The 25,492-nt window shown below is 43.2% G+C and carries 21 protein-coding genes; 11 read left to right on the top strand and 10 right to left on the bottom strand.

What is annotated here, in order from left to right; genetic code table 11:
- Positions 1–154 precede the first annotated feature (154 nt).
- Complete coding sequence (locus tag E0H88_RS05820) at positions 155–649, bottom strand: Lrp/AsnC family transcriptional regulator (protein WP_131273442.1); 495 nt, start codon at positions 647–649, stop codon at positions 155–157.
- A gap of 112 nt (positions 650–761) precedes the next feature.
- On the opposite strand from E0H88_RS05820, the gene E0H88_RS05815 reads away from it, so the two are divergent.
- The 5 genes from E0H88_RS05815 to E0H88_RS05795 all read left to right on the top strand — a co-directional run bounded on the left by E0H88_RS05815 (position 762) and on the right by E0H88_RS05795 (position 8,068).
- Positions 762–1,367 carry a LysE family translocator gene (locus E0H88_RS05815; RefSeq protein ID WP_131273441.1) on the top strand — a complete coding sequence of 202 codons (606 nt, stop codon included), beginning with the start codon at positions 762–764 and terminating at the stop codon, positions 1,365–1,367.
- 500 nt (positions 1,368–1,867) lie between these two features.
- A complete protein-coding gene (locus E0H88_RS05810) occupies positions 1,868–2,620 on the top strand; it encodes an electron transfer flavoprotein subunit beta/FixA family protein (RefSeq protein WP_092818665.1) in 753 nt (250 codons plus the stop codon).
- 18 nt (positions 2,621–2,638) lie between these two features.
- Positions 2,639–3,571, top strand: a complete 933-nt coding sequence (locus E0H88_RS05805) for an electron transfer flavoprotein subunit alpha/FixB family protein (protein WP_131273440.1) — start codon at positions 2,639–2,641, stop codon at positions 3,569–3,571.
- Positions 3,572–4,129: 558 nt separating this feature from the next.
- Positions 4,130–7,135 carry a DNA gyrase subunit A gene (gyrA, locus tag E0H88_RS05800; RefSeq protein WP_131273439.1) on the top strand — a complete coding sequence of 1,002 codons (3,006 nt, stop codon included), beginning with the start codon at positions 4,130–4,132 and terminating at the stop codon, positions 7,133–7,135.
- Between the two features lie 84 nt (positions 7,136–7,219).
- Positions 7,220–8,068: a hypothetical protein gene (locus tag E0H88_RS05795; protein WP_086196211.1), complete on the top strand. Its 849-nt coding sequence runs from the start codon at positions 7,220–7,222 to the stop codon at positions 8,066–8,068.
- 37 nt (positions 8,069–8,105) lie between these two features.
- Here the strand turns inward: E0H88_RS05795 and gltP are convergent, their stop codons facing one another.
- The 5 genes from gltP to E0H88_RS05770 form a co-directional block, all read right to left on the bottom strand.
- Positions 8,106–9,401, bottom strand: coding sequence for a glutamate/aspartate:proton symporter GltP (gltP, locus tag E0H88_RS05790; RefSeq protein WP_131273438.1), 1,296 nt, complete (start codon positions 9,399–9,401; stop codon positions 8,106–8,108).
- A 269-nt stretch (positions 9,402–9,670) separates the two neighbouring features.
- Positions 9,671–10,777 carry an ABC transporter permease gene (locus E0H88_RS05785; protein ID WP_131273437.1) on the bottom strand — a complete coding sequence of 369 codons (1,107 nt, stop codon included), beginning with the start codon at positions 10,775–10,777 and terminating at the stop codon, positions 9,671–9,673.
- Positions 10,774–11,904: an ABC transporter permease gene (locus E0H88_RS05780; RefSeq protein WP_131273436.1), complete on the bottom strand. Its 1,131-nt coding sequence runs from the start codon at positions 11,902–11,904 to the stop codon at positions 10,774–10,776. The genes E0H88_RS05785 and E0H88_RS05780 overlap by 4 nt, the downstream gene beginning before the upstream one ends.
- Before the next feature lie 2 nt (positions 11,905–11,906).
- Positions 11,907–13,082, bottom strand: a complete 1,176-nt coding sequence (locus tag E0H88_RS05775; RefSeq protein ID WP_131273435.1) for an HlyD family secretion protein — start codon at positions 13,080–13,082, stop codon at positions 11,907–11,909.
- 18 nt (positions 13,083–13,100) lie between these two features.
- Positions 13,101–14,588 (bottom strand): TolC family protein, encoded by a 1,488-nt coding sequence (locus E0H88_RS05770; protein ID WP_131273434.1) that lies wholly within the window; start codon positions 14,586–14,588, stop codon positions 13,101–13,103.
- A gap of 351 nt (positions 14,589–14,939) precedes the next feature.
- Here E0H88_RS05770 and serC point away from each other — a divergent pair, with 351 nt between their 5' ends.
- Complete coding sequence (gene serC, locus E0H88_RS05765; RefSeq protein ID WP_092818657.1) at positions 14,940–16,019, top strand: 3-phosphoserine/phosphohydroxythreonine transaminase; 1,080 nt, start codon at positions 14,940–14,942, stop codon at positions 16,017–16,019.
- A gap of 82 nt (positions 16,020–16,101) precedes the next feature.
- Here serC and E0H88_RS15875 read toward each other — a convergent pair whose 3' ends face one another.
- Both E0H88_RS15875 and E0H88_RS05760 read right to left on the bottom strand, forming a co-directional pair.
- Positions 16,102–16,242, bottom strand: a complete 141-nt coding sequence (locus tag E0H88_RS15875; RefSeq protein ID WP_165493280.1) for a hypothetical protein — start codon at positions 16,240–16,242, stop codon at positions 16,102–16,104.
- Positions 16,243–16,657: 415 nt separating this feature from the next.
- Positions 16,658–17,587: a hypothetical protein gene (locus E0H88_RS05760; protein WP_131273433.1), complete on the bottom strand. Its 930-nt coding sequence runs from the start codon at positions 17,585–17,587 to the stop codon at positions 16,658–16,660.
- Positions 17,588–17,844: 257 nt separating this feature from the next.
- Between E0H88_RS05760 and E0H88_RS05755 the strand changes: the two genes are divergently transcribed.
- A complete protein-coding gene (locus tag E0H88_RS05755; protein ID WP_131273432.1) occupies positions 17,845–18,315 on the top strand; it encodes a YaiI/YqxD family protein in 471 nt (156 codons plus the stop codon).
- Between the two features lie 12 nt (positions 18,316–18,327).
- On the top strand, positions 18,328–19,239 hold the full coding sequence (locus E0H88_RS05750; protein ID WP_131273431.1) for a DMT family transporter: 912 nt from the start codon (positions 18,328–18,330) through the stop codon (positions 19,237–19,239).
- 4 nt (positions 19,240–19,243) lie between these two features.
- Here E0H88_RS05750 and E0H88_RS05745 read toward each other — a convergent pair whose 3' ends face one another.
- The gene (locus E0H88_RS05745) at positions 19,244–19,813 is read right to left on the bottom strand and encodes a PilZ domain-containing protein (protein WP_131273430.1); all 570 of its coding nucleotides are present in this window, start codon (positions 19,811–19,813) and stop codon (positions 19,244–19,246) included.
- A 23-nt stretch (positions 19,814–19,836) separates the two neighbouring features.
- On the opposite strand from E0H88_RS05745, the gene E0H88_RS05740 reads away from it, so the two are divergent.
- The 3 genes from E0H88_RS05740 to E0H88_RS05730 all read left to right on the top strand — a co-directional run bounded on the left by E0H88_RS05740 (position 19,837) and on the right by E0H88_RS05730 (position 24,402).
- A complete protein-coding gene (locus E0H88_RS05740) occupies positions 19,837–21,072 on the top strand; it encodes a lipoprotein-releasing ABC transporter permease subunit (RefSeq protein ID WP_092818652.1) in 1,236 nt (411 codons plus the stop codon).
- The gene (gene lolD / locus E0H88_RS05735) at positions 21,065–21,748 is read left to right on the top strand and encodes a lipoprotein-releasing ABC transporter ATP-binding protein LolD (RefSeq protein WP_131273429.1); all 684 of its coding nucleotides are present in this window, start codon (positions 21,065–21,067) and stop codon (positions 21,746–21,748) included. Before E0H88_RS05740 ends, lolD begins: the two co-directional genes overlap by 8 nt.
- A gap of 203 nt (positions 21,749–21,951) precedes the next feature.
- Positions 21,952–24,402: a DNA internalization-related competence protein ComEC/Rec2 gene (locus tag E0H88_RS05730; RefSeq protein ID WP_131273428.1), complete on the top strand. Its 2,451-nt coding sequence runs from the start codon at positions 21,952–21,954 to the stop codon at positions 24,400–24,402.
- Between the two features lie 20 nt (positions 24,403–24,422).
- On the opposite strand, the gene E0H88_RS05725 is transcribed toward E0H88_RS05730, so the two are convergent.
- Complete coding sequence (locus E0H88_RS05725; RefSeq protein ID WP_131273427.1) at positions 24,423–25,406, bottom strand: lysophospholipid acyltransferase family protein; 984 nt, start codon at positions 25,404–25,406, stop codon at positions 24,423–24,425.
- Positions 25,407–25,492: the final 86 nt, after the last annotated feature.

Genomic DNA, 25,492 nt, shown 5'->3' with positions numbered 1-25,492 from the left:
TCATGCGATATCATGAATGTAGCCCTAAAGTTTTATAAGATGATCAAGCGCAAAGCGAAGCAAGTTCTTGCTGCTCCACTTCAACTTTCTATCTAAGCAATAACAGATTTATGTGCACGGCAATTTTCAGCATGCTGAAAAATGATGAGCGTGCCTAAAGGTTATCAAGCGGTAATTGGAAACTCTGCTTAATAATCTGACTGGGTAAATCGGTTTTTACACTGGTGATGCCGTTTTTCTTGGTGAGATGCGCCGACTGAAATTTACGGTAACTTTCCAGATCGGGCACGACCACTTTCAGCATGGCATCGCATTCTCCCAAAATAATATAACACTCCATAACCTGAGGAAGCTCCTTCATGGCTTCAATGAAGGTATCAATGGTTTCGGCGTCCTGTCCGGTTAACCAGATTCGTGAAAACAGAATCAGCTGCAAGCCAATTTTTTGCGGATCGACCACAGTGGTGTAGCTCTGAATCACGCCTGCTTCTTCCAGTAATTTTACCCGCCGTAAACAGGAAGAAGGAGACAGTCCGATTTCACGGGCCAGATCGTTATTTTGCATACGGCCATTATTTTGCAAGGCTTGAATGATATTTTTATCAATGCGATCCAGTTTTACTGAAACAGACTTGGAAGATGGTTTCATAAATTAGAATATAATTCGAAAAATAATCATAATTATAGAATATTTGAAATCCTATTTTGTACTATTTATTCGATACTAATTTTCACTTTCAAGGCATGGAAAGGGAAAGGAAATGTCTGTATTTGCACTGTTCGCTTTAACGGTTATCCCGCTTATTTTCACCCCTGGGCCAGATATGCTGTTTATCCTGTCACAAGTGATGGGTAAAGATGCAAAAGCAGGCATGCTGGCCACTGTAGGGATTTGCCTGGGCTATTTAGTCCATTCTGTGTTGGTGGCTTTGGGTATTGCAGCCATTATTGTCTCGTTCCCGGTGTTATTTGAAAGCATTCGCTGGCTCGGGATCGCTTATCTCTTATTTCTGGCTTTTAGCCTGATCAAGTCGGTGTTCAGTCAAAATAAAATCACGATCGAGAAAAAATTGTCGTCCAGTCCGATCAAAAAAGGTTTTTTTACTGCACTCTTGAATCCCAAAGGCATGCTGATCTATTTTGCAATTTTACCGCAGTTTATTGATAAGACCGGGAACACGGTAAACCAGGGTTTAATCCTGTCCTTGATCTTTATTGGACTCATCTTTGTGGTGTATGGCAGTTTGAGCATAGTCTTTGCCAAAGTGACCCAAAAAGCCGATATTGATGAGCGTAAGCAGAAATGGATTGATGGCGCTTCAGGCGGCTTGCTCATGCTGGCGGCAACCTGGCTGATCATGAATTGATAAATGTCAGGGAAGCATGTTGTCGGCATGCTTCCCTGTAGGACAGGGTATTTATCTTTAAAAAGTAATTTGTTACATCTTTAACTTAAAAAAGCGCTCAATTTTAGGGCAAACGGGCTAAAAAAATTTGGGTAAGCTGTCTTAAATGACAAGGCATTAATTTGGCTATTTTGTCAGCCATATGCGCCAGACCCGCCAGAAACTCATCGAAAATATGTATTAAATCAGAACTTTTGATGAAGTTAATCAGATAAAAAAATACTAAAAATCAATGCTTAAAAAATAAATAAATATTCAGGAATTTCATCTTAATAAAAGTATTGGAAAAAAATATGAACGCCAAGTTCAAGGAAAATGATGCATTTTTACAGCTGTTTCGATAATTGTGACTTGACCGAAATGCCGTACACATTGCAAGATAGGGCACCTAAAAAAATTTAAGTGAAGAGTTATTATAACTTTTCTCAACATTTACATTTGCTAAAACAGCCGAGGATTACATGAAGGCTCTTGTTGCTGTAAAACGTGTGGTTGATGCCAACGTTAAAGTTCGCGTTAAACCGGACAACAGTGGTGTTGACTTAACAAACGTTAAAATGTCAATTAACCCATTTTGTGAAATCGCGGTGGAAGAAGCGGTTCGTTTAAAAGAAAAAGGAACTGTTTCAGAAATCGTTGTTGTTTCTATTGGTCCTAAAGAGGCGCAAGAACAAATCCGTTCTTCTATGGCACTTGGCGCTGACCGCGGTATCCTGGTTGAAGCTGACGACAGCCAGCTCGGTGCTTTGGAAGTGGCTAAAATCCTGAAAGGTGTTGTTGATGCTGAACAGCCACAACTCATCCTTCTAGGTAAGCAAGCCATTGATGACGACTCTAACCAGGTGGGTCAGATGCTTGGCGCTTTACTTGGTGCAGGTCAAGGTACATTCGCATCAGAAGTGAAAGTTGAAGGCGACAAAGTACAAGTGACTCGTGAAATTGACGGTGGTTTACAAACTGTTGAGCTTGCACTTCCAGCAATTATTACGACTGACTTGCGTTTGAACGAGCCACGTTATGCGGCTCTTCCAAACATCATGAAAGCGCGTAAAAAACCGCTTGATACCAAATCTCCAGCAGATTTCGGTGTTACTGCGACAACTAAACTGAAAACAGTTAAAGTTGAAGCTCCTGCTGAACGTAAAGCGGGCGTACAAGTGAAGTCTGTAGACGAGCTTGTAGAAAAATTGAAAAATGAAGCGAAAGTGATCTAATACAGAAGGATAAAAATCATGAGTATTTTAGTTATCGCTGAGCACGACAACAAAGCATTAAACGCTGCTACTTTAAACGTTGTTGCTGCGGCGCAAAAAATCGGTGGTGATATCACTGTATTGGTAGCTGGCTCGAACGCGCAAGCCGTTGCTGACCAGGCAGCTAAAGTTGCGGGTGTAAGTAAAGTATTGCTTGCAGACGACGCTGCTTATGCAAACCAGTTGGCTGAAAATGTGGCTAAACTTGTTGCTGAATTGGGCAAAGGCTATAGCCATATCCTTGCTGCTTCTACCACAACAGGTAAAAACATTCTGCCACGTGCAGCTGCGCTTCTTGATGTGAGCATGATCACTGACATTATCGCTGTTGAAGGTCCTAAAACCTTTAAACGTCCAATCTATGCAGGTAACGCAATTGCCACTGTAGAATCTGGCGAAGCAGTTGTTGTTGCAACTGTTCGTGGTACTGCATTTGATGCTGTAGCAAGCGATGGTGGTTCTGCTAGCGTTGAAGCTGCTGCGTCTACTGGCGATGCAGGTATCTCTAAATTCGTTTCAGAAGAAATTGTGAAATCTGAACGCCCAGAATTAACCGCTGCACGCATTGTGGTTTCTGGTGGTCGTGGTGTAGGTTCTGGTGAAAACTATCACAAGATCCTGGATCCATTGGCGGACAAGCTTGGCGCTGCTCAAGGTGCTTCACGTGCTGCGGTTGACGCTGGTTTCGTTCCAAACGACATGCAGGTTGGTCAAACGGGTAAAATCGTTGCGCCTGAGCTATACATCGCTGTCGGTATTTCTGGTGCCATCCAGCATTTGGCGGGTATGAAAGAGTCTAAAGTGATCGTTGCGATCAACAAAGATGAAGAAGCGCCAATTAACGCAGTAGCTGACTACTGGTTAGTTGGTGACTTGAACACTGTAGTTCCAGAATTGGTTTCTAAAATCTAATTCTCGAAATCAGTTTCAAAAAACGCTCTTGTGCAAGCAGTGAAAGCAATGCTTTTCTGCTCAGCTCGGGGGCGTTTTTTTATGGCTGGATTTCTTCATTTATTCATTTTTATGGCTTGAAGAGTCAAGCGATGGCGTAAATGTGCCCGAAGCTGATGAGCGTCTGTATGCGCTTAAAAAGGGTAATGTAGGGTGCTTGTATTTGCATAGCTGGGATATAAATGAGATTTGATTGATTTCTATCTTTTTTAAAGTGAAAAGTGCATTTTAACTGAATAAGCTGCATAAACATAGAACGCTAAATTTTTCGATTCAACCTCGAATAAAATGAACGAATTCACATAAAATTCCGACAAATGAAAGTGCTGAAAAAATAAACGATAAATTATAGAAAATTAACAAGATTAAGATAAGAGATATGGCACAAAAACAGCAGAATTTATGCTATAATTTATGGCTGTATTTAGACTTTAACTCAGCTTATTTTGGGTTAATTTTTTGCTAGATTGATTATATAAAACGAACAGTCTGAATGGCTGTTTGTAATAAGGAGTATGCATGAGCGTATCGGAAATCCGACCGATTGCCATTGAGGATGAACTCAAAAGCTCGTATCTCGACTATGCCATGAGTGTTATTGTTTCTCGTGCATTACCTGACGTGAGAGACGGTTTAAAGCCTGTTCATCGTCGTGTGCTTTTCGCTATGCACGAATTGGGCAACGACTACAATAAAGCATACAAAAAGTCAGCCCGTGTCGTCGGTGACGTGATCGGTAAATATCACCCGCATGGTGACTCAGCTGTTTATGAAACCATTGTCCGTATGGCGCAAGACTTTAGCCTGCGTTATCAATTGGTGGATGGTCAGGGTAACTTCGGTTCAGTCGATGGCGATAGCGCAGCAGCAATGCGTTATACCGAAGTACGTATGCGTAAGCTCACCCATGAACTTCTGGCTGATCTGGAAAAAGACACTGTCGAGTGGGAAGACAACTACGACGGTTCTGAACGTATTCCAGAAGTGATGCCGACACGTGTTCCCAACTTGCTGATTAACGGTGTGACCGGTATTGCGGTTGGTATGGCGACCAATATGGCGCCACACAACATGACCGAAGTCATCAATGCATGTTTGGCTTATGCGGAAAACCCGAATATTTCCATTGAAGGCTTGATGGAGCACATCTCTGGTCCGGATTTCCCTACAGGCGGTATCATTTACGGTAAATCGGGTATTGTCGATGCTTACCGTACCGGTAAAGGCCGTCTTCACATCCGTGGTAAATACCATATTGAAGAAGACCAGAAATCTGGCCGTAGCACCATCGTGTTTACTGAAATTCCTTATCAGGTCAACAAGGCAAAAACCATTGAGCGTATTGCCGAGTTAGTCAAAGAGAAAAAACTGGAAGGTATTTCTGAACTTCGTGATGAGTCAGATAAAGAAGGCATGCGTATTGCCATTGACCTGAAGCGTGGTGAAAACGCTGAAGTGATTGTCAACAACCTGTTCCTGAATACCCAGTTGGAAAATTCATTCAGCATCAACATGGTCTGCCTGGACAATGGCCAGCCGAAGTTGATGAACCTGAAAGACATCATTGCGGCGTTTATCCGTCACCGTCAGGAAGTAGTGACTCGCCGTACCATGTTCGAATTGCGTAAAGCACGTGAACGTGGCCATATTTTGGAAGGCTTGACTGTCGCACTTGCAAACATCGATGCGATTATTGAAACCATCAAGACCTCTGCCAACCCGGGCGAAGCGCGTGAGCGTTTACAGGCGGGCGAGTGGGCTGCGGGTGGTGTGGTTGCCTTACTGGAAAAAGCAGGTTCGGTTTCTGTACGTCCTGACGAGATTGAAGGTGAAGATCCAAGCCGTCCATTCGGTTTAGATGGCAGTGTTTACCGTTTATCTCCGTCACAGGTCGGTGCAATTCTTGAATTGCGTTTACACCGCTTAACCGGTCTGGAACAAGACAAGCTGCATGCAGAATACAGCGAAATTTTGGGTCAAATTGCTGAATTAACGGCAATCCTGAACGATTTCAACCTGTTGATGGGCGTGATTAAAGAAGAGTTGGCGCTAATTCTGCAACAGTATGGCGATGCACGTCGTACCGCGATTGTTGAATCACGTATTGATTTCTCTCGCGAAGATCTGATTCCAGAAGAACAGGTGGTATTAACCGTTTCTAAAACCGGTTATGCAAAAACCCAGCCGCTTTCTGATTACGCTGCACAGCGTCGTGGTGGTCGAGGCAAGTCTGCAACTTCAATGAAAGAAGATGATTATATCCAGCATCTGATTGTGACCTCGAACCACGCAACCGTGCTTTGCTTCACCGATGTCGGTAAGGTCTATCGTCTGAAAGTGTTTGAAGTGCCGCAAGCTTCGCGTGGCGCCAAAGGTCGTCCAATGGTGAACCTGTTGCCGCTTGAAGCCAATGAAACCATTACCGCCATTCTTCCGGTGATTGATGCGCCGAAGAAATTCAAAGAACGTCTGGCAGATTTCAAGGCATTTGTAAAAGCCAATGCTGCAAAACTGCAAGAAAATGAAATCATCAATGCGCACTATGCTGAACTTCAAGCAGCACTTGCTGAACTTGAAGAGGGTGCAGATGACTTGTCGGATGCATTACGTATTCAATTGAAGCAATTGGGCATTGAACTTTCAGCAAGCGATCTGGATGATGAAATCATTGCCGACTTTGCGCAGCAAGCCGAAGCGGTACGCAAAAACTTCTATGTGTTTATGGCGACCGAGTACGGCACGATCAAGCGTGTAGAACTTGAACAGTTCAGTAATGTCCGTTCAAACGGTTTGCGTGCCATTGAACTGAATGGCGATGACACTTTGATTGGCGTTGCGATTACCGATGGCGAACAGCAAATCATGTTGTTCTCGAATGAAGGTAAAGCAATCCGTTTTGCTGAAACCGATGTACGTTCAATGGGACGTTCAGCCAAGGGTGTACGCGGTATGCGCGTGACCATTGGTGCAGCGCAAGTTGAAGATGCCGAAGATGCCGATATCGATTCAGATGACGAAGATGCTTCAGATTCAGCCTTAATCAGCCGTATCGTTTCATTGGTGGTTGTCCCTGAAACGGGTGAAGTGCTGTGTGCTTCTGAAAATGGTTACGGTAAGCGTACCCCGGTAGATGACTTCCCAACCAAGAAACGTGGCGGTAAGGGTGTGATTGCGATCAAGACCTCTGAACGTAACGGTCAGTTGGTGGGTGCAGTTGCGATTGATGCCTCTAAAGAACTGATGTTGATTTCTGATGGCGGTACACTAGTTCGTACCCGTGCTTCTGAAGTTGCTCAAACTGGTCGTAACGCACAAGGTGTACGTTTGATCCGTTTAGGTAATGACGAGTTACTTGTAGGCGTAGTTTCGGTTGAAGCTGTAGAAGAAGATGAGTTTATTGAAGCAGTGGAAGGCGAAGAAGTTGTTGCCTCTACAGCTTTAATTGATTCTGAAACTTTGGTGGATGATGAAACGATTGCTGATGAAGCTGATAATGAATCGGATTTAAGAGATTCTGAAGACTAAGTTTTGATATCAAAAAGAAGGGCGCTTAGGCGCTCTTTTTTTTATAAAAGAAGATAATCTAATAAATATTAAAATGGTGGGGATATGGATCAAAAGACATTGGAACAAATAGCAGAGTTTATTTGTGGAACAGATGAAGAAATTTACCCTCAACGTAGGTCGAGTTCTCAACTAACTAGCTTCTTTTATCGAGTTGGATTGCCATTTAATCATGATGGTTCAACACGTGCTAAATGGGTATTTGAAAAATTAAATAGTTTAGATAAAAATCAATTAGCAGATGTTTTAAGAAGGTTAGCATCTCCTAAAGAGTATGGCGGGGACAAAGTTAAAATTACTAAAGCCCTGAATGTTCTTAATTCAATTTTGTATGTGGAAGGGTTTGAAATCTATTTAGATGAAATTTCTCCTAAGTTTAGAAAGATTCAAAGAGATTTTAATGAAAGCAAATTAGAAAAGGAAAGAGAACTAAAACCATTACCTGCACCTGATTTTCTTGCACTGGGTTTGGACGTAGGTGTAGGCGAAATTCTTCAAAATAGATGGAATGAAACTCAAAAATGTATAGAGTCAAAGGCATATTTAGCATCTATAATTTTAATGGGTAGTATTCTTGAGGGAGTACTCTTGGGTGTTTTTCAAAAAAATATGAAAGAAGGTAATCAAGCTAAGAATGCTCCAAAGGATAAGAATGACAAAATAAAAAATTTTGCTGAATGGAAGTTAGCAGAAATGATAGATGTAGCCCATCAGCTTGATTGGATAGGAATTGATGTTAAAAAATATTCACATTCTTTACGAGAGTTTCGAAATCTAATTCATCCCTATGAGCAAATGATGTATAGATTTAACCCAGATGAAGATACAACAAATATTTCTTGGTTGGTTGTACAAGCAGTTATTAATGACTTGGCAAATAAACTTAAGACATAAAAAAGGAAGCCGAAGCTTCCTTCTTTCGATTTATAAATTATGCTGCTTCTTTGATTTCAACAGCATAATTTTTTTGCTTTTCAGCATCGAACTGACCTTCCCATTTACTGATCACAAGAACAGCTAACGAGTTACCAATTACATTCAATACAGTACGAGCCATATCCAGAATACGGTCAATACCGGCAATAAATGCCAAGCCTTCAAGCGGAATACCCACACTACCCAAGGTTGCCAACAATACAACGAAAGATACGCCAGGCACACCGGCAATACCTTTAGAAGTAATCATCAAGGTTAACACCAGAATGATTTGCTGAGTCATGCTTAAATCAATACCGTAAAGCTGCGCAATAAAGATGGCTGCAATACTTTGATATAAGGTCGAACCATCCAGGTTAAATGAATAACCGATTGGAATCACAAAACTGGTAATGGATTTCGGTGCACCATAGGCTTCCATTTTTTCCATCAGGCGCGGTAATACTGTCTCGGAACTTGCAGTTGAATAAGACAGAATCAGCTCATCTTTTAGAATTTTAATAATTTCCCAAATACTGAAACCGCAGAATTTGGCGACAAGTCCTAAAATGACAAAGATGAAGAAGAAAATAGCACCATAAACCAGAAGCGCCAATTTCACTAATGGCAGCAGTGAGCTAAAGCCAAAGTTGGCAACGGTTGCCGCAATCAGGCCAAATACGCCGAATGGTGCAAAAAGCATGATCATATGGGTGACTTTGAACATGGTTTCAGAAATCGCATGCAATACATCAATCAGCGGTTTTCTGGTTTCTTTCGCCAAAGATCCCAAACCAATACCGAAGATCACGGAGAAGAAGATGATTGGCAACATATGCCCATCGGTCAGTGATCCAAAAATATTAGACGGGATTAAAGATAAAATGGTGTTGACCAGACCATGCGAGTGGCTACTCACTTCTTGGGTGGTTTGCTGATATTGGGAAATATCGGTTTGAGTTAGGCTCGACATGTCAATACCGGCGCCCGGCTGGAATATATTCGCAGCAACCAGACCGACAATAATCGCAACAGTGGTAATAATTTCAAAATAAACAATGGTTTTGAAACCCAGTTTACCTAGGTTTTGACCATGACTTGCATTTGCAATACCGAGTATCAGCATTGAAAGTACAAGTGGAACAACAATCATCTTAATCAAATTAATAAAGATTGCGCCCAAAGGGCTCAGCAGATTATTAATCAGAGTTTCACGATATTCGGGAGAATAATGTAGAAAGGAGCCTACAAGCACACCTAAAATGAGCGCAATGACGATTTGCCAAGCAAGACTAATCCTAATCTTTTTCATGCTAAGCCCTTAAAATCAAATTTTAATAAAAAAGCTGCTATAACACTGTCGATATCACATCGGCATGTTAAAGGGGAGCGTGGGAATGAATAATATAAAAAATATTCATGAAATATAAACAGGGGGCTATTTTGCATCGATTAATATATTCAATCTAACTTTTTTCTTCATAATTGATTCAAAAGGTCAAAAAAAAAGCAGTATTGGTATAAAAAACAATCAAATTGTAAGGTTTCATTTAATAAGCTTATAAGCTCATATCTAAAAGCTTACTTTATGTTAGATCGGGTCAGGCGAAAAAATGCCCAAATCAGACAAATACCGGCAAAGGTGGCCAGATAAATCATTTTTGGAATGACCAGCTGGGTATGCACTCCCATCTGGTTCAATTGAATAAACATCTGTATTCCTTGAGTAGAAGGCAGCGCTTGGCCTAGCCACTGCATCCACACAGGCATTGCGGCATGCGGCCACGCCGTACCTGAAAGTAAGAACAGCGGAATAGAGGTAAATACAATCACGTGACCTGCACGTTCCGGCATATCCAGAAAAGAGGCAATCAGCATGCTGAGGCCAATCACGCAGCTCACAAAGATAGGGACCGCAATGAGCATGCCCCAGAAGTTACCACCCCTTGGATAGTCATTCAGCCAAAAAGTAAATCCAAATAAATATAAACAGCCCAGAAAACCAATGGTCAAAATGGCACTGAATAATGCCCAGAATTCGGTTCGACTCGGTGTCCAGTGCTTTTCACGATAAGTCGCAATTAACATGCACAAACCCAGCAAAATGGTTTGATGGATAATCAGTGGGGCAACCGCAGGAAAAATATAACTGCCATAGCCAGACAGGGTATTGAACAAGGGAATTTGATGAATAGACAGCGCAGGGGAAAATTCGGAAATATGCTGAAATTTTTCGGCTTGTTCAACCAGCGCATATTCAACCGATGCAGCCAGTCCCAAACCAATCTTTTGGGTTTTCAAGAAATTGGCGGCACTTAAATATAAACCAATGCCCCCAACTTCACCTCGACGCAGACTGCCAGATAAGTTATCTGGAAGTAGTAAAATTCCGTCCGCCTGTTGCAGCCTGATCATCTGCTCTGCTTCGGCAAAATTCCCGGTGACTGCACGGATTTCAACATTGGGACTTTTAGCCACTTCGCCAATAATACTCGAGCTCACCAGGCTTTGTTCTTCATCGACAATCACAATCGGTAAAGATTCGGCATGTTCTGCCTTATAAGCCGTTGGGTAGAAGAAACTATATAAAAATACCGAAAGTACCAATGTGGTCAAGATCGAACTGTTACGTGCAATATCCTGAAAGGTTTTAAAATAAAAGTACAAAAAGTTTTTAAGCGTTTTCATGCCTGTACTCCCTTTACATATTTTTTAAGGAAGAAGTAGGCTGTGCCCAGATAAAACAGGCAATACACGGCTAAAATTGCAAGCGGTAACAGTGAAATGGATATGGGACTGCCCACCACCCATTGTTCCGTCTGTAATTTGGCATAAGGCGTATAGGGAATAATATTGGACCAGAACTGGGTGAATAAGGGGGCATTGTTCAGCGGTAAAGTCACGCCGGCAAAACTTAAAGATGACCCGCCATAGACCGCAATAAAACCAAAACTTTTCGCCAGATCACGGGTGGCCAAAACCACGCTGCTGCTGATCAGGGCATAAGCGCTATAGAGCAGAAATTGTCCCAATAAAATGGGCCAGAGCTGTCCCTGTACAAACCAGCCACGCATTTCAATCATCCAGAACATCCATAACCAGGTCCAGAAACTGAAAATCAGCACATAGGTCATATTTTTGGAAAGCAGGGCAAGCCATAAATTTTGACCATCGAGCCATGTTTTGGCCGTACCAAATTTCAGCCCCTGTCCTACGGCAAAAGCCACGCAACAGCAGAGCAATAAATGTAAAATTGCCGGAATCATGTAAGGTTCCAGATAGAACTCATAACTGAGCCCCGGATTAAACAGCGGCGAAATTTTGATATTGGGCGTTGGTGCATTCAAATAGGGAATCTGGTTTTCCAGATAACTGTGCCCGGTAAAATCGGCCAGTGCCTGCAAGGTGCTGACCAGCATCGCCGATGAAATGCTATTGCCGACACTAAAATAGCTTTGGTTATAGGCAATGCTGATTCCAGCATCCTTGGCTTGTACCAGGCGTTGTTCGGCACCTGCGGGAATAGTGATATAACCCCAGATTTTGTTTTGATTGAGTAACTGTTCAACCTCATCCTGACTGCTGGAAATACTGTTGATGCTCAGGGTGTGATTCAGACTGGCATGATGAATAATCGTCCGGCTCAGTTCGCTCTGGTCCTGATCAATAATTGCAATTGGCAGATGGCTCGGTTTCCCGGCAGAAAACATACTGGCAAACAGCACAATCACAAAGACAGGTGCAAGCGTGATCATGCACAAGTCCCACTTATGCCTGAGCAAATAGCCGAGTTCGCGCAGTATGCCCTGTAGCATGATCAAGACTCTTGTACTTTAAACAGCACACTCATGCCGACTTTTAAATCTGCAATTGGCTGGGCAGGGGTGAGCTGAATCTTGAAACTGCGAATATCATAGCCACCGGTTTGGCGCGTGGTTTTAATGGTGGCAAATTCACCCTCGGCATCAATCTTTTTGATCTTGAACAGGGCCTTTTTGTTTAATGCAGGAATAAAGCCTTCAACCGATTTGGCCTGATAGACCTGCGCGTATTGATCTTCACGGATATTCAGGCTGACCCAAAGCTCATCCTCCTGAATAATACTGACCACGGGTACACCCATAGCCACCAGTTCCGACACCTTGCCATAGGTTTTAGACACTGTGCCGTTGATCGGGGACACCAGTTTGGTTTCAGCTTCCAGTGCATTGGCTTCTGCAACGGCCGCTTTGGCAATCTCCACCTGGGCATCGGCGGAGGATTTCTGTTCTGGCGTGCTGCCGCGTTTGGCACGTGCATATTGCTGATAAGCCGCTTCGGTCATTTGTGCGGCAGATTGAGCCGCGGCGTGCATTTCATCGCGGCGCTGGCGTGAAATGACGCCTTCCTTAAACAGGTTGGCACCACGCTGATAGGTGGTTTGAGCCAGGTCTTGCTGGGCTTTCATGGCCTGCCAGTTGGCATATAGACTGTCGATATTTTCCTGCTGGGAACCGCGCTCCGCTGTGGCTTGCAAGGCTAAAGCAGATTGCAGGCTGGCCAGCGCCTGCTGTTTTTTAGCTTCGACTTCCGGACTAAACAAACGGACCAGTGGCTGGCCTTTAATCACTTTTTGTCCGTCGTGGATATATATTTCTTCAATGCGGCTCGGCACTTTGCTGCTGACATGGACAGTTTCAGCTTCAACACGACCTTGCAGCTCGACTTCCTTGGGCTGATAGCTTTTCCATAACCCAAAGCCAATCAGGCCTAAAAGCAAGATCAGTATGATGATGCCAACCATTTTAATGGTAGCTGAAGATTTTGAATCGGTATTTTCTGTGGCCGGCGCTTGTTCTGAATAACTGAAAAATGCTGAATCTGTAAGATTTGGCTGTTCGTGAGACTGCTCTAAAGTGTTCAATTCACTTTGCTGAGCGGATGGATTGCAAGCAGCCTCTTTTGATGAGGCATTTTCTACATCTTGATCAGGCCTGTTTTGATCTTGTGTCATGGTTTTCCCCATCAAAAATTAACGAATATAACTGCTATTGCTTTGGCTGACATAGCTTTGAAACTGCTCAATCGAGCCATGGCTTTGCAGTAAAGTGGCCAGTGACATAATGTATTTATAGGCATTCAGCGCCATTTCGCTTTTTAAAGCATTCAGGCTGTTTTGTGCATCAATCAGCTGGGTGGCCGTTCCCATATCTTCCTTAAAAGACAAAGTTTGAATACGCAGGTTTTCCTCGGCAGCTTTCATGTTTTGCTGTAAAAGCTGATGACTTTGCTGGGCTGAGGTCATTTCATTGTAAGAGCGATAAATGATGTTTTCGACTTCCTGCTTGGTACGCTCGGTTAACAGTTCAGAGGCATAGCGTTGCAACTCTGCTGCCTGAACATTTTTATTCTTGTCTATTCCGGAAAACAGGTTGTAACGCGCCGCGACACCGACAATCCAGTTTCGCTTTTCATCCAGACTATATTCGCCAAAGGCGAACAAATTAGGTTTTTTCGCGGCACTTTGCGCCTTGACATTGGCATTGGCCAGCTGGGTGTCCATCTGCATTTTGCGAACCAGGGAAGATTGGTCCGGGTAGCTTTTTAACAGCGCATTCAGGTTCTGAGTCTGGGTAGCGTTGACAAATAGGGGAGTGCTCAGTTCGGTAATCTGACTTTGCTGTAACAGGTTGTTGAGCTGAAACAGGCTCGATCTTAAATTGGCTGCTGCATTTTGCACGCTACGCTCGGCATTGTTCTTTGCCACTTCAAATTGCATGCGCTGTCCTTTGCTGATGAAACCTTGGCGTTCCAGCTTTAAAGCATTGCCGTAATGCATTTGCATGGCATTGAAATTGGACTGACTGGAGGCTAAAAGCTGCTTTTGCAGTTGGGCATTAAAATAGGCCTGAATCAGTTCAAAGCGTTGCGCATCTTGCTGTTGCTTGCTATTGAGTTGACTGCGCTGAGCCTGAATCTGAGCCATTTCCTTGGCACTTGAGGTCAGGCCACCGGTATATAAAGGCATAATGACGGACACGGTTGGACGTATCACCTGATCATCCAGGCGAACGGTTGACTCATCTGGAATTAATCCCACGCCATCATGTATCGGTTGTTTTAAACCCTCTTTCAACGGATCGGCAAAGCCACCTAAATTCAATTCATCAATCTTATTATTCAGGCCATTAGTCAAGGACTGTTCTAGATTGTTTTTTAAAGCCCCAAGAGGAAGATCCACTTCATTATGAAAAGCGTAAGCGCGGACATTTAAATCGACACGGGGCAGACCTAAACCCTTGACCGCTTCAGCTTGTAATTGTGCAGATTGTTGCAAAGCCTGACTGGCCTGCGTGCTATAGGAATCCTTTAAAATCGACTGTTCAGCCTGGGCATAACTGATACTTTCGGCGAATACTGGGCCAGCAAAAACCAGACTAGCCGTACAAATGCCAATACGAAAATTTTGTTGTATGAGGAGTGCAATTTTTTTGGGTTGTGCCTGTAAATGCAATGACATCACTCAGCTCTCAATTTCTTTGTAATAATTATATTGCATAGATTGAATTGTATGTCTAATCAATAAGTTGTTGTATTGTTTAATATGCATCTGTATATCAATCACCTGATCAGGTTTTTGATCTTGACGACTTGCATCGCCAATTTGAAAAGACCAGAAATAAGATGCAGTTGCTCCTTTAAGCCGAATGTCAGGGATTGTACAGGCTGTATTCAAATCCGCTCTTTATTGAGATTTTGACTTTAAATGTCCGACAGCATTGAAATATTTTCAGGATAATTTACTGCAAGCAACGCCTATCTGTGGTTAAATGCCATCATTTTATTGTGTTTCACTTTGAAAGGAAAAATCATGCGCGCGTACAACTTCTGTGCTGGTCCTGCTGCATTACCTACTGCCGTTTTAGAAAAAGCTCAGGCTGAATTGCTTGATTGGCATGGCAAGGGTCTTTCGATCATGGAAATGAGTCACCGTAGCAGTGATTATGTGGCTGTGGCAGAAAAAGCAGAAGCAGATTTGCGTAAATTGATGAACATTCCTGAGAACTATAAAGTATTGTTCTTGCAAGGTGGCGCTTCACTGCAATTCTCTGCCATTCCTTTAAACCTGTTGGGTAAAAACAGCAAGGCTGACTATATTCATACCGGAATCTGGTCTGAGAAAGCGTTAAAAGAAGCAAAACGCTATGGCGACATCAATGTTGTAGAAGCAGGTACCAGCATTAACGGTAAATTGGCCATTACAGAGCAAAGTACCTGGAACTTGTCTGACGATGCGGCCTATGTCCATTATGCAGATAACGAAACTATTGGCGGCCTTCAGTTTGCAGGTATTCCTGAAACAGATAAACCTTTGGTATGTGACTTTTCATCAAGCATTTTATCTGCGCCATTAGATGTATCCAAGTTTGGTTTAATTTATGCAGGTGCGCAAAAGAATATTGGTCCTGCCGGCTTAACTTTGGTCATTATTCGTGAAGATTTGCTTGATCAGGCGAAACCTGAAATTCCAAGCATTCTGAAATATTCAGATCAGGCGAAAAACGGTTCTATGGTCAACACACCATCTACCTATGCCTGGTACCTGTCTGGTCTGGTATTTGAGTGGTTGCTTGAAAATGGCGGAGTCGATGCCATGCATAAAGTGAACCTTGAAAAAGCCAAATTACTGTATGGCTACATCGATGCTAGCGATTTCTATGCCAACCCGATTGCAGAAGCCAACCGTTCTATCATGAATGTACCGTTTACCTTGGCAAAAGCTGAGCTTGAGAAACAATTCTTGAAAGAAGCCGAAGCGAATCATCTACTTAACTTGGCAGGTCACCGTTCAGTGGGCGGTATGCGTGCCAGTATTTACAATGCTGTACCTTTAGAAGGCGTACAGGCTCTGGTTAACTTTATGGATGACTTTGCCAAACGCAATGCTTAATTGCTAAAGCTAAAAAAGCCCATCACATGATGGGCTTTTTGTTGACTTGAATAATGTTAAAGATAAAATCGTTAAAATAGGCTTAAAAAATAAAGTGATGCAAAAGATAGGCAGACATAAACATACCCAGGACAAAAAACAGGCATGAGATGGTGTCTAACTGGAAGCGTTTAACCAGTTGATGTTCAACTGTTCGTATATTTTCTTCTTGCACGATTTTCATGGAAACTCTATTCCGATTTATTTATCGTTAATTTATATTGCTTGTATTTATTTTTATCATAAAAAATTGATTAAATAAAGTACTAAATAAAAATATGTAATTAAAATATTTATGGTATTGGACAGAGTATCTGATTATTTAGCAAATTATTGTCACTACAGGGTTGTGCTGGAGAAAAGACTTCAAAATGCCTCATAAAAATATAATCGGTGCACTATTTATTTAAAATAAAATTTTGAATTTAAAACTGTGGATAAGTGCATTTTAATTTGAATTTAAAATCGTTAAATATAATAGGCTTCTGTGGATAATTTTTGATCAGAATGAATGTGCAGATAATAAATACATAAGCATAAAAAAGCAGTGCCATAGCGTGAAGAGATAATCAGGCTATAGCACTGCTTTTTAGAGAGGATTATTTTTTAGCGTAAATATTCACTTGAATCCATAAATTGCCACGAATGAATTGGCCAATTGCAAAGTCTTTATACGCCGGATTCTTGGTGGCAATGCGAATCAGGGTGGCTTCCTGGTTTTCATCATGAATTAGGGCAACATCATACAGGGTGTATTCCTGATCCATAAATGACATGGAGGTTTTACCAACAATATTGCCTTGGAACCAGGCTTCATCTTCCTGTCCCATGTTTTCACCATACAGATAAGCGACCATCTTGGAAAAATCGACCGTAACCGGTTCTTTGTCATCTTCCGATTTGGGTTCCCAGGCATCAATCTGTTCTTGCAGGTTGGCAGGTGCCACGCCGTTATTGGCCGCCAGAATGTCATTCAAGGCACGGTGATGCTTGATTGAGGCAGGATCATCCACCACCAGGTGTTCATGGTCTGACACCGCTTCCAGCTCATAGGCCCAGGCATTGAGCTGCGCAAGATAGGGTTGATCTTTTTCATACTGGTCATGATTGACGCTATACAGTGTATCAAAGGCATAGACAATGGTATTGGCACCCAGATTCAAGCGCAGTACCGCCTGAGTGTTGGATTTACAGGTAATAATCCGTTCAATGGTGGCCTTGACTTTGTAGGGGCTTTCAAAGCTTGGAAATGCCGTTTTTAGCGCTTGGGGCTTGTTGTTTTCAACTGCAATCACCTGGGTCAATTGTACTTTTGCCTGCTTGGGCCCTTGAATGAGCCAGGCTGATGCGTCCATGTCGCATTCTTCTTTACATAAACCCATGGGCATGACCGGCGCATCAAGAGCCAGCCCCAACCACTTGGGCACATCTGTAGCCGGATTTTCTGTGAGCAGATTCCAATGTTCGACATGACTGCCAAAGTTCTGATCTTCAATGGTGATCAGTTCCGGTCTATTTTGATTTTTCATATTCACAATTGATGTTGGGCTGTATTTATCTATTAAATCGAGGGTTATTGTTAAATTTCAAGTCAAATGGCCAAATTTAACCATTAAAGTCACTGAAATAGACTCAAAATCCTGAATTTAGATGTGATGCGATCTGAAACTATGATGATTGAAGAGTAAAGCTAAAAACAAGCAAGAGGCACAATAGATTTAGCCATCCTCCTGTCACATGGAATTTGCTAAACTAGGCGCACTTCTTTTTTGACTATGGATGTGGTGTGCTGCCATTTAAACTTTGGGTTGATGCCGATGCATTGCCTAAAATCCTGCGTGATGTGATCATTCGCGCTTCCGACCGTTATCAGCTGGAAGTCACTTTTGTGGCCAACCAGAATGTGGGTATTACCCCGTCCGTACGGATTAACTCCATCCAAGTCATGAGTGGCGCAGATGCGGCAGATAAAGAAATTATCGAGCGCATGAAAGAGCATGATATTGTCATGACCCAGGATATTCCCCTGGCTGCTCAAGTCATTGAAAAGGGGGGAATTGCCATTCATCCGCGCGGTGAAATCTATACTGCTGCCAATGTAAAAGCACGTCTGCATCTACGTGATTTTATGGATACCTTAAGAGGGGCGGGTGTACAAACCGGCGGACCTCCTCCGATTTCCGAACGAGACAAGCGCGAATTTTCCAGTGCACTAGATCAAACCATTCAGAAACAGAAACGTAAAACCGCAGTCTAACTTGAGCTCTTCATGCCGTCAAAAACCAACATTATGTCCACGTATGCCTTATTGGTGTTTATTTGGGCAACCACGCCTCTGGCAATTGTCTGGAGTGTTTCAGATCTGCATAGTTTGTGGGCTTTGGCACTGCGCTTTTTTATTGCCTTGCCTTTAGCCTTGGGTTTGCTGGTTTTACTGAAAACCAAGTTGCCTCTCAATGCCATTTCCCTGCATAGCTATGTTGCAGGTGCCTGCAGTTTTATTGGATCGCAAATCTTTACCTATCTGGCAACGGCTTATTTAAGCTCAGGTATTATCGCCTTGATGTTTGGTTTGGCTCCGATCATGACCGGATTAATCGGACGTTTTGCTTTTAACATTCATTTACATCGCCTGCAGTGGCTGGGCATGTGCATTTCAGTATTGGGGCTGGGGATTATCTGTCTGGGTGGCAGTGACCAGCATGTCCAACCGATGGGCATAGGACTGATGTTGATCAGTGTTTTTGTGTATTGCGCATCCATTTTTTGGGTCAAAAAGGTCAATGCACCACTGAAACCCATGGCCCAGGCAACGGGATCGATTCTGGTCTCCAGTCTGTTTGCACTGGGCATGCTGCCGTTGATCTGGCAGCATGCGCCAGATCATATCCCGAATACCAAGGCATTGATCGGTTTGTTTTATGCGGTGATTATGGCTTCACTGCTGGCGATGTTCTGTTATTTCAAACTGGTACAAAATATTAAGGCGACAACCTTATCCTTAACCACAGTGTTAACGCCAATGCTGGCCATGCTGTTTGGAGCGATGCTGAATGATGAAAAATTATCGGTGATGGTTTTTGTCGGTGCTTTTATTTTATTGTTTGGCCTGTTTGTTTATTTCTATCGCGATCTTAAGGCGAGTCGGAATCTCGCCACCAAGATCAAGTCCAACAGTTAAATTTTTAGTCTTTATTTTTGCTGAGGTTGACACATTCGGCAAGTTTGACCCGGTCTTGTGGATGCAAGGTAATAAAATAAGCGCCGGTGCGGAACTTGCCGTTTTCTTCCGTTCGGCTATAGACCACCTGGGCAGTTGCAGCAATATGGAAGAAATTTTCAGGGTGACTTAAGGTCACATGAATATAGGTGCCTTCCTGAATAGGGTGATCACTAAAGAAACTGAAACCGGTTTCGGAAAAATTGACATGTTCCGGGATTGGTAACATGGATTGTACAATTGCATCGTATAAAGAGCCGGTAATGAGGTTTAACTTTTGGTTAAATAAGGATAATATTCTAGCAATTTGTTGATCTTTTTCATTTAATTGTTCTAATTCGTAGTTTACAGCGTGATCAAATTGATCTAATTCTGCGAGTAGTAGAAAATAGCGGGGCAGCACAAAGTTAGGATCATAAGGGTCATTAAGCGCGACATCATCAGAAATAATCTGATAATTTATTCGCAAAGCAGCATCGATACGCGACATAACGCGGCGTTCCTTATTGCCGCCTTGATGCTGTAAATTTTCCATAATTATTCCTCGGACTAAATGGTATGTTTAAACCAATCTCGCTGTACATCGGGTTGAGATATACTCGTGCACGGCGTAGCAACCACTTTATTTCTTTTATTGCTCTGGTTTCAATGATCGGTCTCACCTTGGGTGTGGCCGTACTGATTACAGTCTTATCTGTAATGAATGGCTTTGACCGCGAGCTGAAAAACCGTGTATTGGGAATGATACCTCAAGCTACTGTTTCTTCAACACAAATATTAACAAATTGGCCGGAACTTGCAAAAAAAGTTGAACAGCATGAGCATGTCAAGGGTGTAGCGCCCTTTACCCAGTTACAGGGCATGCTGACGGCACAGGGGCAAGTGGCCGGAATTATGGTCACGGGCATCGAACCTGAATACGAAAAGAACGTGTCCATTATCCAGAATCACATGATTGCGGGAAGCATTGATAGCTTGAAAAAAGGTGAATTTGGCATTGTTTTGGGTAAACAAATGACCGACTCACTGGGTTTGGGATTAAACGACAATATTACCTTAGTGCTGCCTGAAGCTACGCCGTCGCCTGCAGGGGTGGTGCCACGTTTCAAGCGCTTTAAAATTGTCGGTATTTTCAGTATCGGGGCGGAAGTGGATTCCATGATGGGCTATATCGCCCTGAACGATGCCTCCACTTTATTGCGCTTGCCGGACGGTGCCCAAGGGGTGCGTTTAAAACTGGATGACATTTTCCTGGCACCTGAAGTGGCGGATGATATTGTCAAAGACCTGCCAAGCAATTTCTATGCATCGAACTGGACCTTTACCCACGGCAATTTGTTTAGTGCGATTCAGATGGAAAAAGCCATGGTCAGCTTGCTGCTGTTCCTGATTGTACTGGTGGCTGTATTTAATATTGTGTCCTCACTGGTGATGGTCGTCACCGACAAGAAATCCGACATTGCCATTTTGCGTACGCTGGGGGCTTCACCTGCAACCATTACCCGGATTTTTATGGTACAGGGCACCATTATTGGCGTGATCGGGACAGTTTCCGGTGCCATTCTGGGAATTATCTTCGCTTCAAGTATCAGTGGCTTTATTGGCTGGTTGAATACAGCATTTGGTTTGAACCTGTTTGATGCCTATTTCATTAATTACTTGCCGTCTTATCTGCGCTGGCAAGATGTGGTGGTGATTGTCAGCCTGTCACTGGTTTTAAGTTTCCTGGCTACAATTTACCCGGCACTGCGTGCTGCAAAAACCCAACCAGCAGAGGCCTTACGTTATGAGTAATCTTGTCCTCGAAGCGAAAAATATCTCGAAAAGTTTTACCGATGGCAAAACCACCGTTGAAGTGATTAAAAACTTGTCTTTAGAGGTCAAAAAAGGCGAGTTTGTGTCCATTGTCGGTTCGAGTGGTTCGGGTAAAAGTACCTTGCTGCATGTGTTGGGCGGGCTGGACTGTCCAACAGCAGGGCAGGTGTTTTTAAACGGCAAGCGCTTCGATAATTTGGGTGAAGCCGAGCGTGGCTATTTGCGTAACCAGCATTTAGGCTTTGTTTATCAGTTCCATCATCTGTTGCCTGAATTTACCGCACTGGAAAATGTGGCCATGCCGCTGATGCTGCGCGCAGGAACGACCTATAAGCAATCTAAAGAGCAGGCTGAATATTTGCTTAATCGTGTCGGACTGTCGCATCGCATGACGCATAAACCGGGCGAGCTGTCTGGTGGTGAACGTCAGCGTGTTGCCTTGGCACGTGCTCTGGTGGCAAAGCCGGAACTGATGCTGGCAGATGAGCCGACAGGGAATCTGGACCGTAAAACGGCAGTGAAAATTTTTGAATTGCTGAGTGAATTACGTGATGAGTTCAATATGGCGATGCTGATTGTGACCCATGATGAACAGCTGGCCCAGACTGCCGATTCGATTTTGCATATGCAAGACGGTGTCTGGATTGATGATTAAGGCTTTGTTGACATTTCATAAATGGTTTGCGTTGTAAGCTCCAATTAAACAATGAGATGTATACAGCGTAAAAAATATTCGTTGTCACAAACAAGGATGAAGTGTCAACCAACCCTAGACACTGATCGATAAATTTAGAAAATGATTGAAGCTCACTCCGGTGGGCTTTAATATTGCCAAAAATAAAAAAAATTATAATCACAATGATTCAAATAATCTGTATCGGCTGGGTGCTGGGGATTGCCACAATGGGAAAAAACTACCCGATATTGCAGTCTTTACTCATTCCATGTATCACTCTTTTTATCGTGCTTTTCCTTTTAAAGCTGACTGTTTTCAAACAGGCGTATTCCTTAGGATTTAAGTTTTTACAGCTTTCTCTGGGACTGAGTCTGGGAATTGTACTCGGCTATAGTTATGCTGATCATCAATTAAATAAGCGTTTGCTGTTTCGGGAACAACAGCCTGAAGCAATCGAGGTGATTGCCTATATTAAACATATCAATGAATTAGGCGATCAGACCATCCAGCAAAAAATTCAGGTGTTGAATCGCCATACACAAGTGGTGCAGTGGCAGGCATTTTTAAAAAATGCAGCAGATTCAAGTTCATCTGCGGTACTTGAGCTAGGTCAATATTACCGTTTGCAGGGACAAATTCTGCCTGCGCATAGCTATGCCACTGAAGGTGTGTTTGATCAGGAACAATGGTATATACAGCAAAATATTATGTCCGGATTTAAAGTTTCATCAATCCACAAGCTGACTGAACAAGAAGTTTATGCTTTAGGGCATGGACGATACCTCAGGCAACATGCTTCTGTTTCCAGTCAGATTCAAATCTGGGTTGAGCAGCAGCGTTTGGCATTACGCAATTTTCTCCATCAGCAGCCCGTGCAGCATAAAGGTCTGATGCTGGCGTTATTGACCGGGGACAAGAGTTTGCTGGATACAGACACCGAGCAACTGTTTCAGCGCTTTGGCATGAGTCATCTGCTCGCCATATCCGGACCGCATGTGCTGATTTTTGCCGTACTGCTGTGTTGGAGTCTGCATCAGCTGATTGCTCATTATCGACCGCAACTCTATTTGAAATGGCCTAGGCAATATCTGCTGATCTGGCCCTTTTGCGCGAGTGTAGCGCTGTACTGTGCATTTGTGGGCTTTGAAATCCCTGCGCTGAGAACGCTGTTGAGCTGTGTATTGATCAGTGTATTTATCTTGTTCAAACAAAAGATCCGGCCGTTTAATATTTTGCTTTCTAGTGCCTCTATCCTGTTAATTTTTGATCCTTTCAGTATTTTATCGGCCGCGTTCTGGCTGTCCTATGGCGCATGTTTTGTGTTGCTGCGCATTTACCAGACTATGCAGCAGCAAAGCGGCACGGATGAGCTCAAGACTCGAACACACTACCTCAAAATGCAGCTGAAACTTTTAATCGAATCGCAGTGGAAAATATTTCTGGCCTTATTTCCCCTGATGGTGCTGTTCTTTAAACAGATGGCATGGATTACGCCACTGAGTAATCTGTTTGCCATTCCCTGGATTGGTCTGGTGATTGTGCCCTTGGATCTGTTGGCAGCGCTGTGCTATTTCATTGCTGAACCTTTGGGCGGACTGGTTTTTCAAATCAACGATCTGTGTCTTGCTGCCTTGCTGGGGTTGTTGCAACTTTTAGATCGGCTGTTTGCCCCGACCTTACAGCCGATTGCCATGAACTTTGCCGTGTGGCTCAGTGTGTGTCTGGGATTGATGATCCTGTTTTTACCGCGTGCTGTATTGCCTAAAGCGTGGTCTATCTTGTGCTTTATACCTTTAATTGCCCTCGATGCCAGTAAAAATGAATTTGAATTGAATGTCTTGGATGTTGGACAAGGACAGGCGATTTTTATCCGCGATCAAGACCAGACCATGATGGTTGATATGGGCGGAAATTATGAAGAAGCTAAATTCAGTGTGGGCAAGCAAATCATTTTGCCCTTTTTATCGGTGAAGGGTGTGAGCGAATTGAATCAGCTGATTTTGACCCACTTAGACCAGGACCATAAAGGCGGCTATGAGTCGATCAGACAGCAGTTCCCCATCAGGCAGGTCTATTCAAACGAGAAGCTGAAAGTCGCGGATTCCAGCAAGTTTGATTATTGTCATCAAGGGCAAAACTGGCAGTGGCGTGATCGCGTAAACATGACCGTGCTGTCGCCCAAAACCGAAAATTTGGCCTATGCCAACGCTGAGAAAAATGAAATGTCCTGTGTGATTTATCTGCAGGTGAAAAATGCCCAACCCTATCAAAATTTTTTGCTGATGGGAGATGCCGGTTGGCAAACGGAATATCAAATTCTGCAGGATTATCCCGATTTAAAAGTCGATGTGCTGGTTTTGGGACATCATGGCAGTCGGCATAGCTCGGCCTATGCTTTTTTAAAGCAGTTAAACCCGAAAATCGTAATCGCATCGGCAGGCTTTCACAATCGCTATGGACATCCCAGTAAAATGACGCTGCAACGTCTAGGGCAGCTGGATATTCCTGTATTGAGCACAGTACAGCAGGGCAGTATCCAGTTTAGCAGACAGGCCAATGGACAAATGCAATTACAGTATGCGCGTGAACAACGGCAATGGTTAAAACGTGCAGCAGTAAAGCTTAAATCCTAAGGCCTGATAATATGACCTGACTATATGACCTGTTCATTTTCTACTGGAATTGCAGGATTTTGAGCTGCAGCTTCTGCACGGACTTTAGCGACCAAGGCCAATGCCTCTGTTTTATTGAGATAATACAGTCCATCCAATTCAGGGCTGGCTTTAAAGCGTTTATAGCTCCAGTGGTAATGTTCAGGATAACGGCGGATCAGGTTTTCAATGGCTTGAAAAATAATGCCTGTGCCTTGATTGGTATCGACTGAATAGATGCGTTCATCAATTGCTTCAAAATATAGATCAAAGCCCTGATCCTCATTACGTAGTGCATATAAAAACAAGGTTTTAGCTTTGGTTTTTTGAATCAGTTTGGCACTTAAATTACTGGTGGCCAACGGCAGTCCAAAATAAGGAATCATTTCACCGCCAACGTTTGGGGTGTGGTCTGGCAAAATCACCGTTGTTCCACCCTGTTTCAAGGCCTTGAAAATCTGGCGAACTCCGGATTCATCGGTAGGGACCAAGGTTGCCTGTTCGCGACTGCGCGCGTTCCGGACAAACAGGTCGGCCGCCTCATTTTTGACCGGCTTGTACATGATGGTCATTTTGGTAAATTGGGCAATATAGGCATTCATGATTTCCCAGGTGCCAAAATGTGGAACGATTAAAACCACACCTTTGTTTGCGGCAAGTGCATCCAGCAGCAGCTGCTTACCATGCACTTTATGAATGCGTGCAAGATTGGCTTCATTGCTGGAACCCCAAATACTGAAAAACTCAAAATAAGAGATCAGCTCATTGCGGATGGCTTGAGCCGTAATTTTTTCCCGTTCTGCATCGCTCAGTTCAGGCAGGGCGATATTTAAATTCAACCGAATGGTTTCTGAAGTTTTGGAAATTTTGAGAGCATTGACCAGACCAGCTAAACCACGCGCTATAAATCGAGAAATTTGAATAGGTTGTCGGCTAATAAACTGCAAAAGACGATAGGTTGTATTCTGGGAGCTTCGATCGGTCATTGTTGTATTGTCAATTGCATCGTGAATGGAAAAGATAAATTTATTATAAGTGAAAACAGATAATTTAGACAGATTTAACCCGATCA

Source organism: Acinetobacter sp. ANC 4216, assembly GCF_004331195.1.
Classification (GTDB): Bacteria; Pseudomonadota; Gammaproteobacteria; order Pseudomonadales; family Moraxellaceae; genus Acinetobacter; species Acinetobacter kookii.
The sequence above is the reverse complement of the archived record's forward strand: the minus strand, read 5'-3'. Positions and strand labels throughout refer to the sequence as shown.